The sequence below is a fragment of the Pseudogracilibacillus amylolyticus (SeqCode) genome, from assembly GCF_051918545.1.
GTDB lineage: Bacteria > Bacillota > Bacilli > Bacillales > Amphibacillaceae > Pseudogracilibacillus.
In genome coordinates, this window is the sequence record NZ_JBPPZG010000012.1 from 948 (window position 1) to 20414 (window position 19467).

Consider the following 19467-nt stretch of genomic DNA (forward strand, 5'->3'; position numbering starts at 1 on the left):
CGGCGAGGCGGCTGTTTGTTGTTTCGATGTCTACCTTTATTGTTGGAACAATTGTCTGTGCATTTTCGATTAATTTTCCAATATTAATGGTAGGAAGAATCATTCAAGCAGCTGGAGCGGGAATTATTATGCCGCTTATGATGACGATATTTATGTTAATTTTTGCAGTGGAAAGACGAGGTTTTGCAATGGGAATGACTGGACTCGTCATTTCGTTTGCGCCTGCATTAGGTCCTTCTTTATCGGGATGGTTGATTGAGTTTTTACCTTGGAGATCACTGTTTTATATCATCTTGCCACTTGCGATCATTGACCTTATAATCGGTTATTTTTTTATGAAAAATATTATTACCCGAACGTTTCCAAAAGTGGATTACGTATCGATCGTATTATCGATGTTCGGTTTTGGCGGATTATTGTACGGATTTAGTAGTGTCGGAAATTATGGCTGGTCAAATAAAGGTGTAATAATCTCGCTAATTGTCGGAACAATTACACTAACCTTATTCATCTTAAGACAATTCAAATTAAAGCAGCCTGTTTTAGAATTTCGAGTATTTACATATAAAATTTATACCTTTACAACAGTTATTGGAATGATCGCTTTTACGATGTTAATTGCATCGGAAACAATTTTACCGATATATATGCAATTGATGGCCGGCTTTACAGCACTTGAATCAGGTATAATGATTTTCCCGGGAGCATTAATTATGGGGATTCTATCGCCGTTCATTGGGCGGATTTTTGATGCAATTGGTGCAAGATGGCTACTTATTATCGGTTTATCAATTATGTCAGTTACAACTTTCTTTTTTACAAATTTGACGGAAAGCACGTCATTAACGTATTTAACGATCGTTTTTGCAATTCGAATGGTAGGAATATCGATGGTCATGATGCCGTCTACCACTGCTGGTTTGAATGTTTTGCCAACGAGACTGATTCCACATGGTACCGCAATGACGAATACGATGCGACAAGTTGCAGCATCAATTGGGACAGCCACATTAGTTACAATTATGTCCCTTACTGCCACTGACCCTTCGGAAAAAGGAGCTCAAGCACTGATCGATGGAGTAAATATTGCGTTTTACGTTGCAACAGCGATAACAATTGTCGGTCTTATTTTATCGTTGTATGTGAAAGATAAAAAACATAAGAGCTCTCAAGGGCCACCGATGAAAAAGGCTGCTCAACATTAACAGGGGCAGCCTTATCTATCTTAAGAAATTTCCTCTCGTTCATAACGTAATCGTTTTTTATCCAATAATGACGAAAGTAGGCTGTGTAGAAGAATTCCTGAGATAACGAGAATGATTCCGATTGTTGAAACAACATTGGGGAATAACGCTCCTAATAGAATTATTTCACCAATTAACGCGAAGATTACTTCTCCCGCCGCTGTAGCTTCTACTCCAGCTAATTTATGATTGTCATCTTGGACAAGTTCAGTAGCATAAAAAAACAACACAGTTGCAATAATACCGGATGAAATAGCAACGATAAACGTTTGGATTATTTGACTTTGTGTTGGCGCCCCATATGTAATGGAGCCGTAAATAGACAAAATAATCCAAAAAGGCATCGATGCGATTGTCATACCCAAAATGCGTTGAAACGTATTTAATTCCCCGTTTACCAGTTGCATCATTTTCCGGTTTCCTAGTGGATACGAAACGGAAGAAATAACGAGCGGAATAATTGTTAAAATAAGTGCAGATAAAGCTACTCTACTTGCATGTTCTACTTGCATTAAAATGACGCCGATAACAATAATGAATGAAATAATCACACTTTGAATTGGAATCGAACGGTTTGTTTTATTAATAAAAGGAACAAGCAACGACCCGGCAACAATACTAAGTTGAAATGTTGCTGCAACGAGCCATCCAGGTGCATATACTGTCCCAAAAGTAAGTGGTGCATAAAAAAGACCAAATCCAACGGTACTCCATATGATCCATGGAACCGGATAGCTTTTCATATGAATAAGAACTGGTTTAATATTTCTTTTATACCCTACAATAATAAAAAGGATCGGTAACATAAAAAAGAATCGTAAGGAGGAACTCCATACCCAACTTCCGCCTTCAAGTTCCATCGCCCGATTTAAAATAAATGTTACTGAAAAAAACATCGCAGCTAAAATTCCAATTAAAATTGGTCTCAGAATAATCACACCTTTCTCTGAAAAATATAACACTCAAATACAGTACTCCTTATAGCTTAACATATAATTTTTTAGCGGGATGAAAAAGTTTAATAAAATAAATCCTTGACATATTTTTAATCAGCTCGTATAATCAATTTAACTTAAAAAAAGCGCATATGAATTTAAAAAACGTTGATGAGAAAAAGTAGGATTTGGAGTTTTTTACAGAGAGCTTCGGTAGCTGAAAAGAAGCAAAAATGAGAAATCTGAAAAATGGCCTCAGAGTTTCGCGCTGAACGTACGTTAAACGTATTAGTAGGTTCCGACGGGGAGTGGTACCCGTTATCTATAACCAAAGTATTAAAAATGTTTATGTTTAACATTTGCGTACTTAATGAGGCTGTTTGTGTGAGCAAACAGCGAAATAAGGTGGTAACACGTATATTCAACCACGTCCTTATCGATAATAAATCGGTAATGACGTGGTTTTTTAATTTCACAGAAAAAATGGAGGAATGAATGATGAGTAGACATTTAGTATTACAAACAGATTTTGGATTATGTGATGGGGCAGTAAGTGCAATGTATGGTGTTGCTTTATCAGTTGACCCGAATTTAAAAATATTTAATTTGACCCATGAAATTCCACAGTATAATATTTGGGAGGGATCTTACCGTCTCTATCAGACGATCACGTACTGGCCAGATGGGACTGTTTTTGTTTCTGTAGTTGATCCTGGTGTAGGAACAGAGCGGTTAAGTGTTGTTGCAAAAACGGTAGATAATCAATATATCGTAACACCTGATAACGGTACGTTAACACATATTGTAGAAAATATAGGGATCGTGGCGGTAAGAGAAATTGATGAAACAATCAATCGTCTCCCTAATTCAGGAGAATCGTATACATTTCATGGACGCGATATTTATGCTTATACTGGTGCAAGACTTGCAGCAGGAGTAATAAATTTTGAAGAAGTAGGACGTGAACTGTCTGTAGATGAAATTATTAAACTGACCAATCCGGAACCGACAGTAAGTGAGGGAATCATTTCAGGAAATATTGATATTCTTGATGTACGGTTTGGTAACTTATGGACGAATATTAGTCGCGAGTTATTTATTCAGTCAGATGTAAAGTATGGAGACTTATTGGAAGTGACAATTGAAACGAATGATCGTCTCGTGTATAAAAATGCAATGACTTACGGCAGATCTTTTGCGGATAGTCGTTTGGGAGAACCGCTAATTTACGTCAATTCAGTAGATAAATTAGGAGTAGCGATTAATCAAGGTTCGTTTGCGCAAGCCTATCATATTGGAACAGGAATCAATTGGAAAATCACGATTCGAAAGATTACTAGTCATGCATATAAATAAAATGTAACTAGAATCTTTTAGTACATTTAATAAATTTAAGGAGAAGATAAAATGGAAAAAGGATTATCGATTAAAACAATTGTTGCAATTGGAATTGGTGCAGCAGTATTTGTTATTTTAGGGAGATTTGTATCGATCCCGACAGGAATACCGAATACAGAGATTCAAACAGCGTATGCCTTTTTAGCTTTAATGTCCGTTGTTTTTGGCCCAATTGCTGGTCTGTTAATCGGACTAATCGGACACGCATTAAAAGATGCTGTTTTTTACGGTTCTATTTGGTGGAGTTGGGTAATTGTTTCAGCGTTTGTCGGGTTATTTATCGGTTTCTTTGCAAATCGAATCAATATTCAATCAGGAATTTTTGGAGGAAAACAAATACTTACATTTAACATTGTGCAAGCAGTCGTTCAAGCAATTGGATGGTTCTTAATTGCACCAACCCTTGATGTTTTAATTTATGCAGAGCCTGCAAATAAAGTATTTGTTCAAGGGGTTATCGCTGGTCTTTCAAACATTATAACAGTAGGTGTCATCGGAACTATTTTACTCGTATCTTACGCAAAGACTCGTAACAAAAGTGATAGCTTGTCTGTTGAATAGGATCCAGAAAAAGTTTTGGAAATTATTATATAATTTAATCCTTCTATCATGTACAATGTTATATAATTAATAGAGTAAACAGCCTCTTCATACGTTTTGGAGGGGCTCGTTTTCTGTTTGGAGTCGAGTAGTTTTACATTTCATAAAGGAGAAAAAGATGAAAAAACCGGTTATTCATTTCGAAAATTTTACATTTAAATATGATAGTCAGAAGGAACCGACAATCCACGATATCAATTTAACGATTTATGAAGGGGAAAAAGTATTAATTGTCGGTCCGTCCGGTTCTGGAAAAAGTACACTAGGCCATTGTTTAAATGGACTGATTCCTTTTTCATATAAAGGGGATATTCAAGGAAGTCTTACAATAAGAGGGCAGGAATCGAAAGATTTAAATATTTTTTCCTTATCAAAAATGGTAGGGACTGTTTTACAAGATCCTGATGGGCAGTTTATTGGGCTAACCGTTGGAGAAGATATCGCATTTGCACTTGAAAATGATGCGACACAAAAAGAAGTCATGCATGAGAAAGTGATTGATATATCCAAGTTAGTAAAAATGGAGGAGTATTTGGATGCTTCCGTCCATGCATTATCTGGAGGTCAAAGGCAGCGTGTTGCACTTGGTGGTGTACTCGTTGAAGAAGTAGATATTTTACTTTTTGATGAACCACTTGCAAATCTTGATCCAGCTACAGGATGCCACGCGATTTCACTGATTAATGAACTACAAAAAGCATTAAACTGTACGGTTGTTATTATCGAACACCGTTTAGAAGATGTTCTGGATCAAAACGTAGACCGCATTATTGTGATGGACAAAGGTCGAATCGTTAGTGACACGACACCGAATGAGTTACTCGCATCCAATAAATTAGAAAAAAGTTTTATCCGGGAACCGCTTTATGTTACCGCACTAAAATATGCTAACTGTAAATTAACGCCTGAGATGGAACTGGAGCATATCGAAAAATTAAATGTAGATACGTGTAAAGCGCCATTACATCATTGGTATGAATCGGCCGTCTTTGAAAAGAATGTTCCAGATACTCCACCTGTATTAGAAGTAGAAGATGTGACTTTTTCATACGGAGAGAAAGCCTCTACACTAAAAGATATTTCGTTCTCGATCAAAAAAGGGGAAATGATCAGCATCGTTGGGAAAAATGGTGCTGGAAAATCAACCTTATCAAAGCTTATTTGTGGTTTTGAAAGAGGCCATAGTGGCAAAGTGATTTTTGAAGGAAAAGATATTACAAACGATACAATACGCGAAAGAGCCGAGAAAATCGGCATGGTCATGCAAAATCCGAATCATATGATTTCTAAACATATGATTGTTGACGAGGTTGCACTTGGGCTTGTTATGCGCGGTTTCTCTGAAGAGGAAATTAAAACACGCGTTGAAAAAGTACTGAAAATTTGTGGTTTACATCCATACCGTAACTGGCCAATTTCGGCACTTAGTTTTGGACAACGTAAGCGTGTAACTATTGCTTCGATATTAGTGCTGAATCCGGAAGTGATCATTTTGGACGAGCCGACTGCTGGACAAGATTTTTATCATTACACACAGATAATGGAATTTTTAGTTGAATTGAATAAACAAGGAATTACCATTATTATGGTGACACATGATATGCATTTAATGCTTGAATATACGCCTCGCAGTCTTGTGCTTGCTGACGGGAAGTTGCTTGCAGATGATACTTCGGTGAATGTGCTGTCAGATGAAAAACTGGTAGAAGCAGCTAATTTAAAGCAAACTTCCTTATTTGAATTAGCCCGACGTGCGGATATAGACGAACCAACAGAGTTTGTCGCACGGTTTATTTCCTTTGATAAGGAGGTCAGAAAAATTGGCAACAGAAATGCTAGCGTACATTGACAGAAAATCATTTATTCATGAACTATCCGGGGCTTCAAAATTAATTATTTTTATTATGTGGTCAAGCATTGCGATGCTGACGTATGATACACGTATCTTACTTTTCCTATTTATTTTTAGTATTGTTATTTTTAAAGTTTCAAAAATAAAAATTCGTGAAGTTGGGTTTGTATTATTATTTATATTGGCGTTCTTATTATTAAATAATATTGCAATTTATATTTTTTCTCCCCAAGAAGGGGTTAAAATTTATGGAACAAGCCATGTGCTGTTTGAAATTGTTGGTAGATATAATTTAACGCTAGAGCAGATTTTTTATCAAATGAATATAACACTAAAATATTTTGCAGTTATTCCGGCGGCACTATTATTTATCGTAACAACACACCCCAGTGAATTTGCAGCCTCATTAAATAAAATTGGTGTAAACTATAAAATAGCATACTCCGTTTCTCTTGCTCTTCGTTATATTCCTGATATTCAAAGAGATTTTCGGACAATTGCTCAGGCACAGCAAGCTCGGGGAATTGATTTATCAAACAAAGAAAAGTTGTTTAAACGAGTGAAAAGTGCTACATCGATTGTGTTACCGCTGATTTTATCGAGTTTAGACCGAATTGATACGATAAGTAATGCGATGGAACTTCGGGCATTTGGGAAGAAGAAAAAACGCACGTGGTACAGTGAACAAGACTTTAAACGAAAAGATTATGTAACCATCGTAATCGGTTTGATTATTTTAGTAGTATCGTTAATTATTACGTTTTACGATGGAAGCAGATTTTATAATCCATTTGGATAAGGAATTTAATGTAGTGTTCTAGGTTCCTATGAAATTTATAATACTCCTGCCTGAAAGGCTAAGAAATATAAACGATTTATTGTGAAATTGAAAACCCTAGGCTAGGCTAGGGTTCCAAAAAGCTTCTAGCGGGGTATTAAAAAAACTCCCCCGTATGCTAAAATATTGATGGTTCGCCAGCCAAAATAAAAGCATTCGGAGGAGTTTTATATGTCCAAGGACACTAATAGTTTAGCACACGCAAAATGGAATTGTAAGCACCATATCGTTTTTGCACCAAAATATCGAAGACAATTAAAGTCACATCACGTTAATGTCGGGAGAGCGATGGTGCAGGAATAAAATCACGATCAGTAATTGGGATGGATATTACTGTCTTTAGTCCCCTGTTATTTGAAGAAGATATGTGTACTTTTCCTTTATGAATGGCAACTATTTCTTTTACAATCAATAATCCCAGGCCTTTCCTGTTCTTTGGGCGAATATGTTGTTGCTTTTCATTAAAAAATCTTGTCATTTCCGCTTCCTGCTGAGGGGTAATACCTTTCCCCGTATCTTCCACAATAATATCTATCACACTTTCATGTCCTTTTACTGTTACATAGACTTCACATCCTCCTGAATTATGCTTGATACTATTTAAAATAAGATTACTTACTGCTCTTTTTAATAAACTTTCTTCACCTAGAATTTTAGATTCAGCTGTTATACCCTCTGAATTAAAGAAAAATTGAAATTTAACGTCTAAATCTCTGTTTAATATATCTGTCATGATTTGTCTTACTATTTTTAGTGGAAAGATAGTGGACAATGTTATATTCAATCCATTACTTTCCAAATGTGAAACCAGGTTCAAATTCTCAATAAGTTCTTTAATGATAATGCTTTGATCCGCCATAACATTCACAAGCTGTCGGTCTGCTTCATTTAGGGAATCGCTGTTTTTTAGTTTTTCGGAGTAGCCTAGAATGATGGATAATGGGGTGCGGATATCGTGTGAAACCCCCTCAATCCAGCTCTCCCTATTTATTTCTTTCTCAATAAGAGAATTGTTTTTTTGTTCTAATATAGTCGATGATCGGTTTATACTTTCAATGATTTCTGAAAATGGCTCTCTTTTCTCTATTTCAACAGATTTACCTTTAGATAGATTCGTAATTCCTTCAATGATAGGTAGAATAGATTGATTCATTCGTTTCATCATATATAAGTAAATAAGTAATAGAATGAACAAATCGATTACGGAAATGAGTAGAAATAAGTAAAAGATTTTATTTATTTCTTCTCTTGTATACTCTAGATTGATTTTTGCGTAACTGTCTTTTGGATATCCCAACACTAAAAGACCATTACGATGTTCCCACGTAAATACTGGGTAATCTTCTAAATAATATCTAGAGAATTTAGAAACATCCGTCAGTTGAAATTGATTGGGAATCTCTTCTGGAACGTTATGTTCCCAAACCACTTTACCTGTTCCGTTATCAATTAGTACTCCCCAAACTTTTTCATCTATCAGCTTAGTATGAATTTCCTTTTCAATTTGATATTCACCTTCTTTAGATTTCTTCAGAGAAGTGCTCACTTTTTCCAACATATCAACTGGTAGATCAGCGGTGCGATAATTATGCACAGTTTGATACGTTAATAAAACATACATCAAAATATTGATGGAAATTAACAGAAAGAATAAAACGAAAAAGAAGAAAATAAATTTTCTAATCAAACGTGTCGCTTTTTTCATGTAACTTCACGTCTTGACTTGGTTATTAATTTATAGCCTAACCCTCTAACCGTTAATAAAGACTCGGGTTTAGAAGGATTATCTTCAATTTTTTCACGAATTCTTCTAATATGAGTCATTAAAGAGTTCTCGTATCCAAAAATATCCCCCCAAACTGCCTCGCATAATAAATCAATGGTCACAATACGATTGGCATGTTGGTTTAATGTATCCAATACTTTATATTCGGTTGCAGTTAAAGGGATCATTTCATCCCTTTTTATGACTATCCCTTTGCCAAAGTCAATGGAACTATGTTGTAGATAAACATCTGATTTTTCCGGGTAAACTCTTCTTAAAATTGCTTCCATTCGTAAAAGTAATTCTTTCGGTAAAAAAGGTTTAACAATGTAATCATCAGCGCCTAAAGAAAGACCTTTTAATTTATCCTTATCTTCCCCTTTAGCTGTTAAAAATATTACAGGTGTATTTGACTTACGATGAATAAATTCAAACAAATCGTAACCAGTGCCATCTGGCAACATAATATCCAAAATCACGATTTCGGGTTCAAACACCTGAAATATTCTTTGCGCTTCAGTGACAGATTGAGCAGTTTGAATATTTTTGAAACCATAATCACGAAGTATGGAAACAATCATTTTTAATAAATTTTCTTCATCATCTACAACTAATACTTTTCTATCATGTACTCTTGTTTGCATTGTTATATACCACCTTCTACTTAGTTAAGTTTATCATACTAAAAGCTAAGAGCGACGTCCCTTTTGGAAAAGTAAAGTAAATGTAAGGTAAGGAGAAGGATAGCGTAAGGAGCGATTGTTACACTTAAGAAAAGAGTAAGGAGCGATTAAATTGAACATTATTGAAACTAATGATTTAACGAAAACATATAAAAATTTTACTGCAGTCAATAAGGTGAACTTGCAGATAAAGAAAGGTCGTATATATGGATTTCTTGGCCCAAACGGTGCTGGAAAATCAACAACGATGAAGATGTTACTAGGTTTAACCAAACCAACATCAGGTAGTTTTCATATTAATGGTAAAACCTTTCCGAAAGACAGAGAAGTCATATTAAAAAATATTGGTTCTCTTATTGAAGCACCTTCTTTCTATGGAAATTTAACGGGACGAGAAAACCTTAACATCATTCGAAAAGTTCTGGGCTTGCCAAAAGAGTCAGTTGATGAAACGTTAAAATTAGTTGGCTTAGATGAGTTTGGAAATAGACTGGCAAAAAAATATTCATTAGGAATGAAGCAACGATTAGGAATTGCATCGGCTTTGATTGGGAAACCACCTATATTATTATTGGATGAACCTACAAACGGCTTAGATCCGGTAGGAACTCATGAAATTCGAAATTTACTTATATCGTTACCGAAACAAACTGGTTGTACAATAATTATATCATCTCATCTATTAACAGAGATGCAATTAATAGCTGAAGATATTGGCATCTTAAACAAAGGGAGTCTTTTATTTGAAGGTAGCATGAACAACTTAATTTCTAAAGCAGAAAAAGAAGGATATGGTTCCGAAAATTTGGAAGACATGTTCCTTGGAATGATTGATAAAGATAATCGAGAAGGAAGTAGGTGAAAAAAATGGGGAATTACTCACTCCGTATCGAGATGCAGAAACTGCGCAGAACTGGAGTAATAGGAACGTTTATTTTTACGGGAGTGGCAGGAGCAATATACGCCATAATGAATTGGTACGTACGCAAAGATATTTTACTTTCCGCAGACATCGATCCTATGACAACTTTATTAACTCAGCTATACGGTGTTATTTGTTTAATAAACATCTTTGCAATCGTAGTAAGTACTAGCAACATTTATCATATTGAATATCAAAATAATGGTTTAAAAAAGATGAAAACTCTTCCCATTAAAGCTTCAGAAATCTTTATAAGTAAACTAGTTATTTTAATTTCCACTTTATTGTTGTCTTATATGATAGAGTTTGTTGCTTTGGCATTTTTAGGAAAAAAATACTTACCTAACAGTTCATTTGATTTTCATACACTTGTTCAATTTGGGTTTTATATTTTTCTGATTTCTCTACCCTGTCTGACCTTTATGTTAGTAGTATCTATACTTTCCACCAATCTATGGATATCTATCGGAGTAGGTGTGATAGGATTTTTTAGTGGTATGTCAATGATTGTTACGGATAATTCTATTAATTTTGTAAACCCTTTTTCACTAATCTTAATCCCTTCTGTAAGTTTATCTGCAAAAGTAGATATCTTTATTATGCTAACTTCAGTTTTCGAAACTATTGTCCTTGTTGCAGCGGGTATTATGATTGCAAATAAAAGAAGATATGAATAGGAGAAAATATAATGACCTTTAGCCAATTAATTCAGATTGAATTTCAGAAAATAAAAAGGGCAAAAATAATAGCAATTTTGATTATCCCTCCTCTTCTAATTATTGTTTCGGGGATTAATAGTTTAATGGATTATATTTCTTACGAAACAGAGGGGGCCTGGCAAGCAATGTTCGTACAAAGCTGTTTATTATTCGCATACTATTTGTTGCCTTTTACAATGATTGTTGTTTCGGTTTTAATCACTCAACGGGAAAAGACTAATAATGGCATCTTAAAAATGCTATCTTTACCTGTAAAAAGACAAAAAATTGCACTTGCAAAATTTGTTGTTTTTTTATTTTTCTTGTTCATAGAAATTTTATTGTTTTTCACATTTTTTGTCCTTGTTGGATTATACTTTTCAAATAGTATTGGATTGGAGGAATCTGTTCCGTATTGGTATATCCTAAAGTGGAGTGGCATCATATTCTTTACTGCAATACCCCTAGTTTCAGTGATCTGGATGTTAGCAACTCTATTCGATAAGGTGCTCTTCACTATCGGTCTAAGTATAATCATGGTAATTGCTTCCATATTTATTGCAAATACAAAGTTTTGGATGCTATTTCCTTTCAGTTATAGCGGTGTATTCGTGACCGCTGAATTAAGTAGAGTTTCTATCGGAGCAACGAATATAGACGTTAGTTTATTCCCATTTATACCAATGGCATTTCTTATTACATTATTTAGTTTATTTATTTCATCTAGTAATTTTGGAAAGATGGAGATGAAATGAAAAGACTGGTGATGAATTATGGAAAGATTAGAACATTCAGATGATACAATAACGGGAAATTTATATTTATATACAACAGAAGCCTTCGAAAAACGATGCAAAGAAGTTTAGTAATTTTATGAACAGCGTATTTCAGCCTGATTAATTAGCTCTCAAATTATGACAAAAAACCAACCTCTAATCCCTTGGTATAATAGGGATTAGAGGAATGCAATACTTCATGTTCGGCATTACGTAACCTATGCCACCCATAATAAGTAAATAATTGTTGGAGCACTTGTTATTGGGGAATCAGCAGTATCTGCAGGGATTGTTTCTGCTCCTGTTGTCATTGTCGTTTCATGAACAGGAATTGCTTCGTTTACGGTTCAAAATATCATTTATCTTCTCCAATTCGGAGATTACGTTTTCCATTAATTTTTCTAGCAGCATTTCTTGGCTTTTCAGGTGTGATGGGAGGTTTTTTAGCAGGCATAGTAATCTTTTTCCCTAAAATACCGGGTCCAAGTCAATGGGTCGAACTAATCTTTAAACCACTTACAAGACTATGAATAAGTAACGACATGAAACAGGGAAAATTTATAATAAGACTAATTATTACAAAAAAGAAATAAATGCATTTCCATGTTAAAATATAAGATAGAAAGAGGTTTAAAAAAAGGGGCATAATTAATGGAAAATAGCAATTTTAATCTTCAAGAAAAATTATTAAAAAATTATGATTTATCACTCAATCGAGATGGTGTCAGTGGCAACCGGTTAGCTTACCGTCTACATGAATTAGCCCAAATTGGTCTAACAGAAGATAATGGCTCTAATCGTCCTGGTTTTTCGCCTGAGGAGTTAAAGGCAAAAAAGCTCGTCTCTAAGTGGATGAAAGAAGCGGGACTGACAGTGACAACAGATGGTGCTGGAAATGTATTTGGACGACTAGAAGGAAAAGATCCGACGAAAAAGGCAATCTTAAGCGGCTCCCATGTCGATAGTGTGCCAAATGGTGGTCATTTTGATGGTCCGCTTGGCGTGCTCGCAGCGCTTGAAGTAGCACAAGCTTGGCAGGAAGAAGGGTATGTACCAGAAAGACCTTATGAGGTTGTCATTTTTACAGATGAAGAAGGTTCCCGATTTAATAGCGGTTTTCACGGTAGTAAAGCGGTAACTGGTAAGGGAAATATGGAAAAAAGCTTAAAATTAACAGATCAAGAAGGGCTATCTTTTACCGAAGTTTTACAGTCGGTTGGTTTAACGGTTGAAGGGTATCTTGCATCGAAGCGTAATATGGAAACATATGAACTTTTTGTTGAAGTACATATTGAACAGGGAAAAAGACTGGAAAGAGAAAATTTACCTTGTGGAATTGTAACAGGTATAGCTGGCCCCTATTGGGTGGCGTTTACTTTTACTGGTGAGGCAGGACATGCTGGAAACACACCGATGACTGATAGAAAAGATGCGCTTGTTGCTGCGAGCGAATTTATCCAGCGCGTACCGGAGATCCCTGTATCTATCAGTGAAAGTGCGGTAGCGACGGTTGGGAAAATATCTGTAAAACCGAATGGAGTAAATGTTATCCCAGGGGAAGTAAGTTTATATGTTGACATGAGAGACATCGATAAAACCGATCAAGAAAATATTGTCAAACAAGTAAAGAAAGCAGCAAAAGAAATTGCGGAAAAACATGGAGTTGGGATAGAGTGGGAGGAAAAAGCTCGCATTACCCCTGTTCCGATTCAAGAGGAAAATCAAGCATTATTGAAAGAAGCCTTAGAAGAACATGGTATTACACCTTATTATTTACCGAGTGGAGCCGGTCATGATGCAATGATTATCGGGGAGGAAATTCCTGCCGCTATGCTTTTTGTTAAAAGTAAGGCGGGAGTAAGTCACAATCCGGATGAATGGTCTGATTTGAATGATTGTGTGCAGGCCATTCATGTGTTAAAAAGCTATATTGAAAAATATTAGGAGCCAAACTAAGAGTATCACGTCCTTTACATCGGGGGATTAATATGTATGTATTTCTGATTCGATTTTTATTATTTGGATTTTTATGGACAATGATGATCTATCAAGCTAGCACTCAACCAATTTTTAGTTTATTCATGTTGACTGTTAGTTTGGCGATCTTTTTTTTTCTATCTAACCAAAATATTTCTGTATACATATACATACTATTATCTGTCATTCTTTTTATTCACGGTTTTGTAATGGAAGAGATTTTTTATACTTCGTTACTGTTATTAGTAGTAGCAATGATCGCACTTTTTCGACTTTCTAAAAATGCATTATATATACTAATAGGCATTAATTTTCTATTCGTTATTGGATTAACTGTTTATCTAGGAAAGCCTCTTTTACCAGTACTAATTATTGGGGTTTTATTTGGTCTTTTAATTAACCAGTTGAATGAATTTGCTTTAGATAGAAAGAATCAGAGGGAACTTTATGAAGAACTTTTAGCAGAGTATCGACAGTTAAAGCGAATGCATGTATCGGTAGAAGAGATGGCAAAAGCAGATGAACGAACGCGGATTGCTCGTGACATTCATGACTCCGTGGGACACCGTCTAACTGCACTCATAATGAAACTAGAGATGTTGCATATACAAAATCCTGACGAACATTTTTTGGAATTGAAAGAAATGGCAAACTTGAGTTTACTAGAGACGCGAGAAGCAGTACAAACTCTACAAGAGGCGGAGACAAAGGGAATTGCAGCCGTTGTCCAGTTAATTCGCAAGCTGGAAGCGGAAAATCAATTATTGATTGAATTTACCGTAAAAGAGGGTGTATTATCCGTTCCTCTTTCTAATGAAAACGGGGTAGTATTGTACCGTGTGATTCAAGAAGCACTAACAAACGTTATGCGGCATGCAACATCGAAACAAGTACATATTGTGATCGGAAAATCAGCTATTGATTCACTATCCTTTACAATTTCGAATCCGATTAGAAGTAGAGAAAAATTAACGTTTGGTTTCGGTTTAAAAAATATGCAAGCAAGAGTGACGGAAATTGGTGGTCATCTAGAAGTTTATCAAACGGAAGAAACATTTGTGATCCAGGGGATGATGCCATATGAATAAGGAGGAAAAGACGTGTGGCGTATCATGATTGTTGATGATCAGGATATTGTTCGGCAAGGGTTAAAAGTGATGCTTGAACAAGATGAAAAAATTAGTGTCGTCCATGAGGCTGAGAACGGAAAAGAAGCGATTGAAATACTGGAGAAAAACCACTTGATTGATCTAATTTTACTAGATGTACGCATGCCACTCATGAATGGAATGGAAGCGACGAGAATGATTAAAGCAAGGTGGCCAAAGATAAAAATTTTAATTTTAACTACATTTAATGATGAACAGTATGCACTGGAAACGTTAAAAGATGGTGCTAGTGGATTTTTATTAAAAACAGCGGATTCCGAGCGTTTAATTCGTGCAGTATACAGTACAATGAAAGATGGACTTCCGATTCAAGAAGAAGTAGCAGCAAAAGTAATTCCTAAATTACTGAAAAGAGAACGGCAGGAGGAAGAAGTTCCGGCAGATTTAACGGAGCGTGAACTTGCGATTATTAAATTAGTCGGTGAAGGAAAAGCGAATAAAGAAATTGCAGAAGAGTTATACTTATCTGTCGGCACGGTAAAAAATCATGTAACGACAATTCTGCAAAAAGTACATTTAAGAGACCGGACGCAACTGGCGATCTTTGCTGTGAAGAATAATATTTCTTAAGGTTTAAGATGAAAACAAGCCCAATAACGGTTAGCTTTTATTATATAGTGAAGGAAAATGATCTTTAATGTCCTGCATTGTAAAAGAAACACAGGTGATGTTTTGTGAAGTAATCGTTTCCTTCGCTTGGAAAACTTTAATCATTTTATAACGATCATTTGTTATAAAATATTGTTCTAAAACATAAGAACTGGGGTCTATAATCCAGTATTCAGGAATCAAATACGCTGCATATGTTTTTAGTTTATCAATTTTATCGCGTTCTAGTTCGATAACAAGATCTGACGCTCCTTCTATTCACGGTTCGTTAGTATGTCAATCCCTTTCGATTAACAAGGACGATTTCAGGCTAATGTACTTCTGTAGTTGACAAAATTACATCAATTGGCGCATAAAAAATAAAGAAGTTTTGTTCGCAAGTTTCTGTGAGTTTTTTCTGTAATTCAAAACTGATCATTTGCTGGATGGTGGGGAGAGACTCAATAATTCTAATTTCCCTTTTACTAATTCATAAATATTCTCTATGATTATATACAATGCTAAGATTATAGTCTATTGACATTTACATTACGATCCACTACAATAAATTTGAACAGTGGTCAAAAGGGTTGGATAGGATGAATACGAACAAAACTGATTTAACTCGGGAAAAAATTATGGACGTTGCTAGAGAGTTATTATCGGAAAAAGGATACGCGAATGTATCGATGCGTCAAATTGCCAATGAAATAAATTGCAGTCACGGGGCAATTTACTATCATTTTAAAAATAAAGCGGAACTGTTTTATGCATTAGTCGAAGATCATTTTTTACTACTAGAACAAAAAATGACCGAAATTATGGAAGAACCAATAGATCGTACCCAAAAATTAAGAAAACTTTTATTAGGGTTTATTCAGTTTGGGTTAAATCAGCAAAGTCATTATGAAATAATGTTTTTGATTAAAGATAAAGAAGTGCTACACTTTTTAAATCAAAGTCCATCAAAGACTTACCAAAAATTCGCTCATCATGTAGCAGATTTAAGTGAAAAAAATCTAACCGTTCAAGAAATATGGTCGATATTTTTATCATTGCACGGTTTTGTTACACATTATTTAAGACATATTGTCAGTTTTATAGATGTTGAGGAGATGGCGAAGTTCCATGTAGATATGTTAGTAAAATGGACGAAAAAATAAGCAAGTAACCTGAAAATGTTCCTTGCATTATTTTTTATCAACATTTGAACAGTGGTCAAAATTTAAGGAGGGAATGGTACGATGAGAAAAGCGATTGTTTTAGGTGCAACAGGTGGAATGGGGTATGCGCTTGTGAGTGAATTAGTAGAAAGAGGGGTACAGGTAACTGCTTTCGCACGAAATGAAGATAAATTGAAACGTCTGTTTAGAGAGCTACCCAATCTTGATATTTTTCCTGGAGATGCCTTTGTTCTAGATGAATTGGATGCTGCTGTCAAAGGACATGAGGTGGTTTTTCATGCGATAAACCTGCCTTATGGAGATTGGAAAACAAAGTTGCCAAAACTTACGAAAAATATTATTCATACTGCGGAAAAAAATGCAGCCAAGTTAGCTATTGTGGATAATATTTATAGTTATGGAAGAAATCCTGGAGTAAAAATAAAAGAGACAACACCTAAGAAGCCCCATACGAAGAAGGGAAAAATTAGACTAGAGATGGAGGGCATGTATAAGAAATCTGGTGTTCCTTATACGATTGCACATTTTCCAGATTTTTATGGTCCAGCAGTTGAGAGTTCACTGTTGAATTTTACCTTAACTAAAATGGTAAACAATAAGAAGGCTCAATTTGTTGGGGATCTATCAATACCTAGAGAGCATATTTTCACACTGGATGGTGCAAAAGCATTGGTCGAGTTAGCGATGAATGAAAAAGCATATGGCCAAAACTGGAATATACCGGCTACTGATCTTATTACCGGGGAAGAAATTATTCGGATTATTCGCCATTACACTGGCAATCAAAAGCGAGTCGGGCATGTTACGAAAAACATGATTCGTTTTATTGGACTGTTTAATAAACAAATGCGTGAATTTGTTGAAATGCAGTATTTAAATGAAAACCCCGTCGTATTGGATGGGGAAAAATATGAAAAACAGATAGGTCCGCTACCACGGACGCCTTATGAAAAGGGAATAAAAAAGACGATAGAAGCGATGGTAAACTAAATGAATGTGTAAATACCGTCAATAAGCGGCAGGGCCTTTACGGTCTTGCTTTTTTTAATTCGCCAAAGGGTTAAGTTCTAATCTGTGAAGAGCATTGAAAGAAAAAACTCTGTTAATATTTTATTTTATGCCGATAAATTGAGCGCGCAGTGAAAACGATGAAGGAAAACCCAGCGAACGTACTCGAACCAGTTACAGCTGTGAAAACGTTCGATGGCTGCTCTAGCGCCCGTCTTCGTCCGAATTACAGCTGTGAAAACGTTCGATGGCTGCTCTAGCGCCCGTCTTCGTCCGAATTACAGTTGTGAAAACGTTCGATGGCTGCTTCAGCGCCCGTCTTCGTCAGAATTACAGTTGTGAAAACGTTCGATGGCTGCTTCAGCGCCCGTCTTCGTCCGAATTACAGTTGTGAAAACGTTCGATGGCTGCTCCAGCCGCCCGTCTTCGTCCGAATTACTGTTGCGAAAATGTTCGATGGCAGCTCCAGCGCCCGTCTTCGTCCGAATTACAGTTGTGAAAACGTTCGATGGCTGCTCTAGCGCCCGTCTTCGTCCGAATTACAGTTGTGAAAACGTTCGATGGCAGCTCCAGCGCCCGTCTTCGTCCGAATTACAGTTGTGAAAACGTTCGATGGCAGCTCCAGCGCCCGTCTTCGTCCGAATTACAGCTGTGAAAACGTTCGATGGTGGCTTCCGCAACAGAATTCGCCAGGGTTACAAAAGTCCGAGGAAGTTCCATTAAAGGATTCAGGAGGCTCGCAGCTACACGGATATTATTTTTTCAATCAGCTAAAGAAAAAACCTCCTAATAAAGATGACTTAAGTCATGTTTTCCGCTCCAAGTTATGACCCGAGACAGTTTTCGCTACATACACAACAAGATAAACTAATAGTAAGCAAGGAGGGAGTTTTATGCTTGAGTTAATGAACTTATCGAAACGATACAAACAATTTTATGCGGTTAAAAATATGAATATGTACATTGAAAAAGGTGAGATTGTTGGACTTCTAGGCCCAAATGGTGCCGGTAAATCAACCGCAATTTCAATGCTATCCACACTCATTGCTCCAACAGAAGGTGATGTGTTTTTCCAAAAAAAGAGTGTATTAAAAAATCCGACATCACTACGAAGTGTAACAGGGGTTGTTCCGCAAGAAATTGCCTTATATGAAGATTTAACTGCAGAGGAAAATTTATATTTCTTCGGACGTATTTATCGAATGTCAGGTAGTAATTTGCACCAAAAAGTTGATGATGTTTTAAAGTTAATTGGGTTATCAGATCGTAGAAAAGATGTCGTGAAAAAATTTTCCGGTGGGATGAAGCGACGGTTAAATATTGGAGTGGCGCTTCTTCATGATCCAGAACTCCTTATTATGGATGAACCGACAGTAGGTATCGACCCACAGTCAAGAAACTATATTTTAGAAACAGTGAAACGATTAAATGAAGAAAAAGGGCTGACGATTTTGTACACAAGTCACTATATGGAAGAAGTGGAGTATTTATGTGATCGGATTTATATTATGGATCGTGGTAATTTGATTGCGGTAGGAACAAAAGACGAAATCAAAGAAATTTTAGCTTCGGAACAATCGATATATATCGAGGCTGAAATTTTAAATGAAACATTCATTGAGGCACTTGATAAGGAGCCGACAATTAAAGAACTATTCGTTAAAAATGAAACAGTAACGATCATTGTCCCTAAAGAAATAAATGTTTTTCAGATGGTTACTAGATTGGCTGCTCAAACAGATGTAGAACTAAAATCAGTGAATGTCAAAACACCGACACTTGAAGATGTATTTTTACATCTAACAGGTAGAGCGTTAAGGGACTAGGAGT

18 protein-coding genes, 1 pseudogene and 1 other annotated feature are annotated in these 19467 nt (G+C 35.8%); of the genes and pseudogenes, 15 read left to right on the top strand and 4 right to left on the bottom strand.

Features of this window, described 5'->3' with window-relative positions; translation table 11 throughout:
* On the top strand, positions 1 to 1205 hold a 1205-nt coding region (locus ACPYKA_RS02540; protein ID WP_479540851.1), incomplete at its 5' end, for a DHA2 family efflux MFS transporter permease subunit.
* 20 nt (positions 1206 to 1225) lie between these two features.
* Here the strand turns inward: ACPYKA_RS02540 and ACPYKA_RS02545 are convergent.
* Positions 1226 to 2173 (bottom strand): DMT family transporter, encoded by a 948-nt coding sequence (locus ACPYKA_RS02545; protein WP_479540876.1) that lies wholly within the window; start codon positions 2171 to 2173, stop codon positions 1226 to 1228.
* 165 nt (positions 2174 to 2338) lie between these two features.
* Positions 2339 to 2617: a binding site (T-box leader), on the top strand.
* Positions 2618 to 2677: 60 nt separating this feature from the next.
* On the opposite strand from ACPYKA_RS02545, the gene ACPYKA_RS02550 reads away from it, so the two are divergent.
* The 5 genes and pseudogenes from ACPYKA_RS02550 to ACPYKA_RS02570 all read left to right on the top strand — a co-directional run.
* Positions 2678 to 3535 (top strand): SAM hydrolase/SAM-dependent halogenase family protein, encoded by an 858-nt coding sequence (locus ACPYKA_RS02550; RefSeq protein ID WP_479540852.1) that lies wholly within the window; start codon positions 2678 to 2680, stop codon positions 3533 to 3535.
* 51 nt (positions 3536 to 3586) lie between these two features.
* Positions 3587 to 4138: an ECF-type riboflavin transporter substrate-binding protein gene (locus ACPYKA_RS02555; protein ID WP_479540853.1), complete on the top strand. Its 552-nt coding sequence runs from the start codon at positions 3587 to 3589 to the stop codon at positions 4136 to 4138.
* 157 nt (positions 4139 to 4295) lie between these two features.
* Positions 4296 to 6026 carry an energy-coupling factor transporter ATPase gene (locus ACPYKA_RS02560; RefSeq protein ID WP_479540854.1) on the top strand — a complete coding sequence of 577 codons (1731 nt, stop codon included), beginning with the start codon at positions 4296 to 4298 and terminating at the stop codon, positions 6024 to 6026.
* A complete protein-coding gene (locus ACPYKA_RS02565) occupies positions 5998 to 6828 on the top strand; it encodes an energy-coupling factor transporter transmembrane component T family protein (protein WP_479540855.1) in 831 nt (276 codons plus the stop codon). The genes ACPYKA_RS02560 and ACPYKA_RS02565 overlap by 29 nt, the downstream gene beginning before the upstream one ends.
* A gap of 210 nt (positions 6829 to 7038) precedes the next feature.
* A pseudogene (locus tag ACPYKA_RS02570) lies at positions 7039 to 7125 on the top strand (IS200/IS605 family transposase); the annotation flags it as partial.
* A gap of 13 nt (positions 7126 to 7138) precedes the next feature.
* Here the strand turns inward: ACPYKA_RS02570 and ACPYKA_RS02575 are convergent.
* Together ACPYKA_RS02575 and ACPYKA_RS02580 are read right to left on the bottom strand one after the other, a co-directional pair.
* Entirely contained in the window at positions 7139 to 8572 is a 1434-nt protein-coding gene (locus tag ACPYKA_RS02575) for a sensor histidine kinase (protein WP_479540856.1), read from the bottom strand.
* Entirely contained in the window at positions 8569 to 9276 is a 708-nt protein-coding gene (locus ACPYKA_RS02580) for a response regulator transcription factor (RefSeq protein ID WP_479540857.1), read from the bottom strand. The genes ACPYKA_RS02575 and ACPYKA_RS02580 overlap by 4 nt, the downstream gene beginning before the upstream one ends.
* Before the next feature lie 151 nt (positions 9277 to 9427).
* Here ACPYKA_RS02580 and ACPYKA_RS02585 point away from each other — a divergent pair, with 151 nt between their 5' ends.
* From ACPYKA_RS02585 to ACPYKA_RS02610, 6 genes are all read left to right on the top strand, one after another.
* Positions 9428 to 10177, top strand: coding sequence for an ABC transporter ATP-binding protein (locus ACPYKA_RS02585; RefSeq protein WP_479540858.1), 750 nt, complete (start codon positions 9428 to 9430; stop codon positions 10175 to 10177).
* A 5-nt stretch (positions 10178 to 10182) separates the two neighbouring features.
* Positions 10183 to 10914 carry an ABC transporter permease gene (locus ACPYKA_RS02590; RefSeq protein WP_479540877.1) on the top strand — a complete coding sequence of 244 codons (732 nt, stop codon included), beginning with the start codon at positions 10183 to 10185 and terminating at the stop codon, positions 10912 to 10914.
* Between the two features lie 11 nt (positions 10915 to 10925).
* Positions 10926 to 11690, top strand: coding sequence for an ABC transporter permease (locus tag ACPYKA_RS02595; RefSeq protein WP_479540859.1), 765 nt, complete (start codon positions 10926 to 10928; stop codon positions 11688 to 11690).
* A gap of 672 nt (positions 11691 to 12362) precedes the next feature.
* Positions 12363 to 13655 carry a M20 family metallo-hydrolase gene (locus ACPYKA_RS02600; protein ID WP_479540860.1) on the top strand — a complete coding sequence of 431 codons (1293 nt, stop codon included), beginning with the start codon at positions 12363 to 12365 and terminating at the stop codon, positions 13653 to 13655.
* Positions 13656 to 13699: 44 nt separating this feature from the next.
* The gene (locus tag ACPYKA_RS02605; protein ID WP_479540861.1) at positions 13700 to 14776 is read left to right on the top strand and encodes a sensor histidine kinase; all 1077 of its coding nucleotides are present in this window, start codon (positions 13700 to 13702) and stop codon (positions 14774 to 14776) included.
* Between the two features lie 12 nt (positions 14777 to 14788).
* Positions 14789 to 15427, top strand: a complete 639-nt coding sequence (locus tag ACPYKA_RS02610; protein ID WP_479540862.1) for a response regulator transcription factor — start codon at positions 14789 to 14791, stop codon at positions 15425 to 15427.
* A 30-nt stretch (positions 15428 to 15457) separates the two neighbouring features.
* Here ACPYKA_RS02610 and ACPYKA_RS02615 read toward each other — a convergent pair whose 3' ends face one another.
* On the bottom strand, positions 15458 to 15724 hold the full coding sequence (locus ACPYKA_RS02615) for a Uma2 family endonuclease (protein ID WP_479540878.1): 267 nt from the start codon (positions 15722 to 15724) through the stop codon (positions 15458 to 15460).
* Positions 15725 to 16044: 320 nt separating this feature from the next.
* On the opposite strand from ACPYKA_RS02615, the gene ACPYKA_RS02620 reads away from it, so the two are divergent.
* From ACPYKA_RS02620 to ACPYKA_RS02630, 3 genes are all read left to right on the top strand, one after another.
* Positions 16045 to 16608, top strand: a complete 564-nt coding sequence (locus ACPYKA_RS02620; protein WP_479540863.1) for a TetR/AcrR family transcriptional regulator — start codon at positions 16045 to 16047, stop codon at positions 16606 to 16608.
* 81 nt (positions 16609 to 16689) lie between these two features.
* Positions 16690 to 17619 carry an SDR family NAD(P)-dependent oxidoreductase gene (locus ACPYKA_RS02625; protein WP_479540864.1) on the top strand — a complete coding sequence of 310 codons (930 nt, stop codon included), beginning with the start codon at positions 16690 to 16692 and terminating at the stop codon, positions 17617 to 17619.
* A gap of 911 nt (positions 17620 to 18530) precedes the next feature.
* A complete protein-coding gene (locus tag ACPYKA_RS02630) occupies positions 18531 to 19463 on the top strand; it encodes an ABC transporter ATP-binding protein (protein WP_479540865.1) in 933 nt (310 codons plus the stop codon).
* Positions 19464 to 19467 lie beyond the last annotated feature (4 nt).

Coding starts and splice junctions, on each gene's coding strand:
- ACPYKA_RS02550 (WP_479540852.1), top strand. CDS start 2,678: ATGAGTAGACATTTAGTATTACAAACAGATTTTGGATTATGTGATGGG.
- ACPYKA_RS02555 (WP_479540853.1), top strand. CDS start 3,587: ATGGAAAAAGGATTATCGATTAAAACAATTGTTGCAATTGGAATTGGT.
- ACPYKA_RS02560 (WP_479540854.1), top strand. CDS start 4,296: ATGAAAAAACCGGTTATTCATTTCGAAAATTTTACATTTAAATATGAT.
- ACPYKA_RS02575 (WP_479540856.1), bottom strand. CDS start 8,572: ATGAAAAAAGCGACACGTTTGATTAGAAAATTTATTTTCTTCTTTTTC.
- ACPYKA_RS02580 (WP_479540857.1), bottom strand. CDS start 9,276: ATGCAAACAAGAGTACATGATAGAAAAGTATTAGTTGTAGATGATGAA.
- ACPYKA_RS02590 (WP_479540877.1), top strand. CDS start 10,183: ATGGGGAATTACTCACTCCGTATCGAGATGCAGAAACTGCGCAGAACT.
- ACPYKA_RS02595 (WP_479540859.1), top strand. CDS start 10,926: ATGACCTTTAGCCAATTAATTCAGATTGAATTTCAGAAAATAAAAAGG.
- ACPYKA_RS02600 (WP_479540860.1), top strand. CDS start 12,363: ATGGAAAATAGCAATTTTAATCTTCAAGAAAAATTATTAAAAAATTAT.
- ACPYKA_RS02605 (WP_479540861.1), top strand. CDS start 13,700: ATGTATGTATTTCTGATTCGATTTTTATTATTTGGATTTTTATGGACA.
- ACPYKA_RS02620 (WP_479540863.1), top strand. CDS start 16,045: ATGAATACGAACAAAACTGATTTAACTCGGGAAAAAATTATGGACGTT.
- ACPYKA_RS02625 (WP_479540864.1), top strand. CDS start 16,690: ATGAGAAAAGCGATTGTTTTAGGTGCAACAGGTGGAATGGGGTATGCG.
- ACPYKA_RS02630 (WP_479540865.1), top strand. CDS start 18,531: ATGCTTGAGTTAATGAACTTATCGAAACGATACAAACAATTTTATGCG.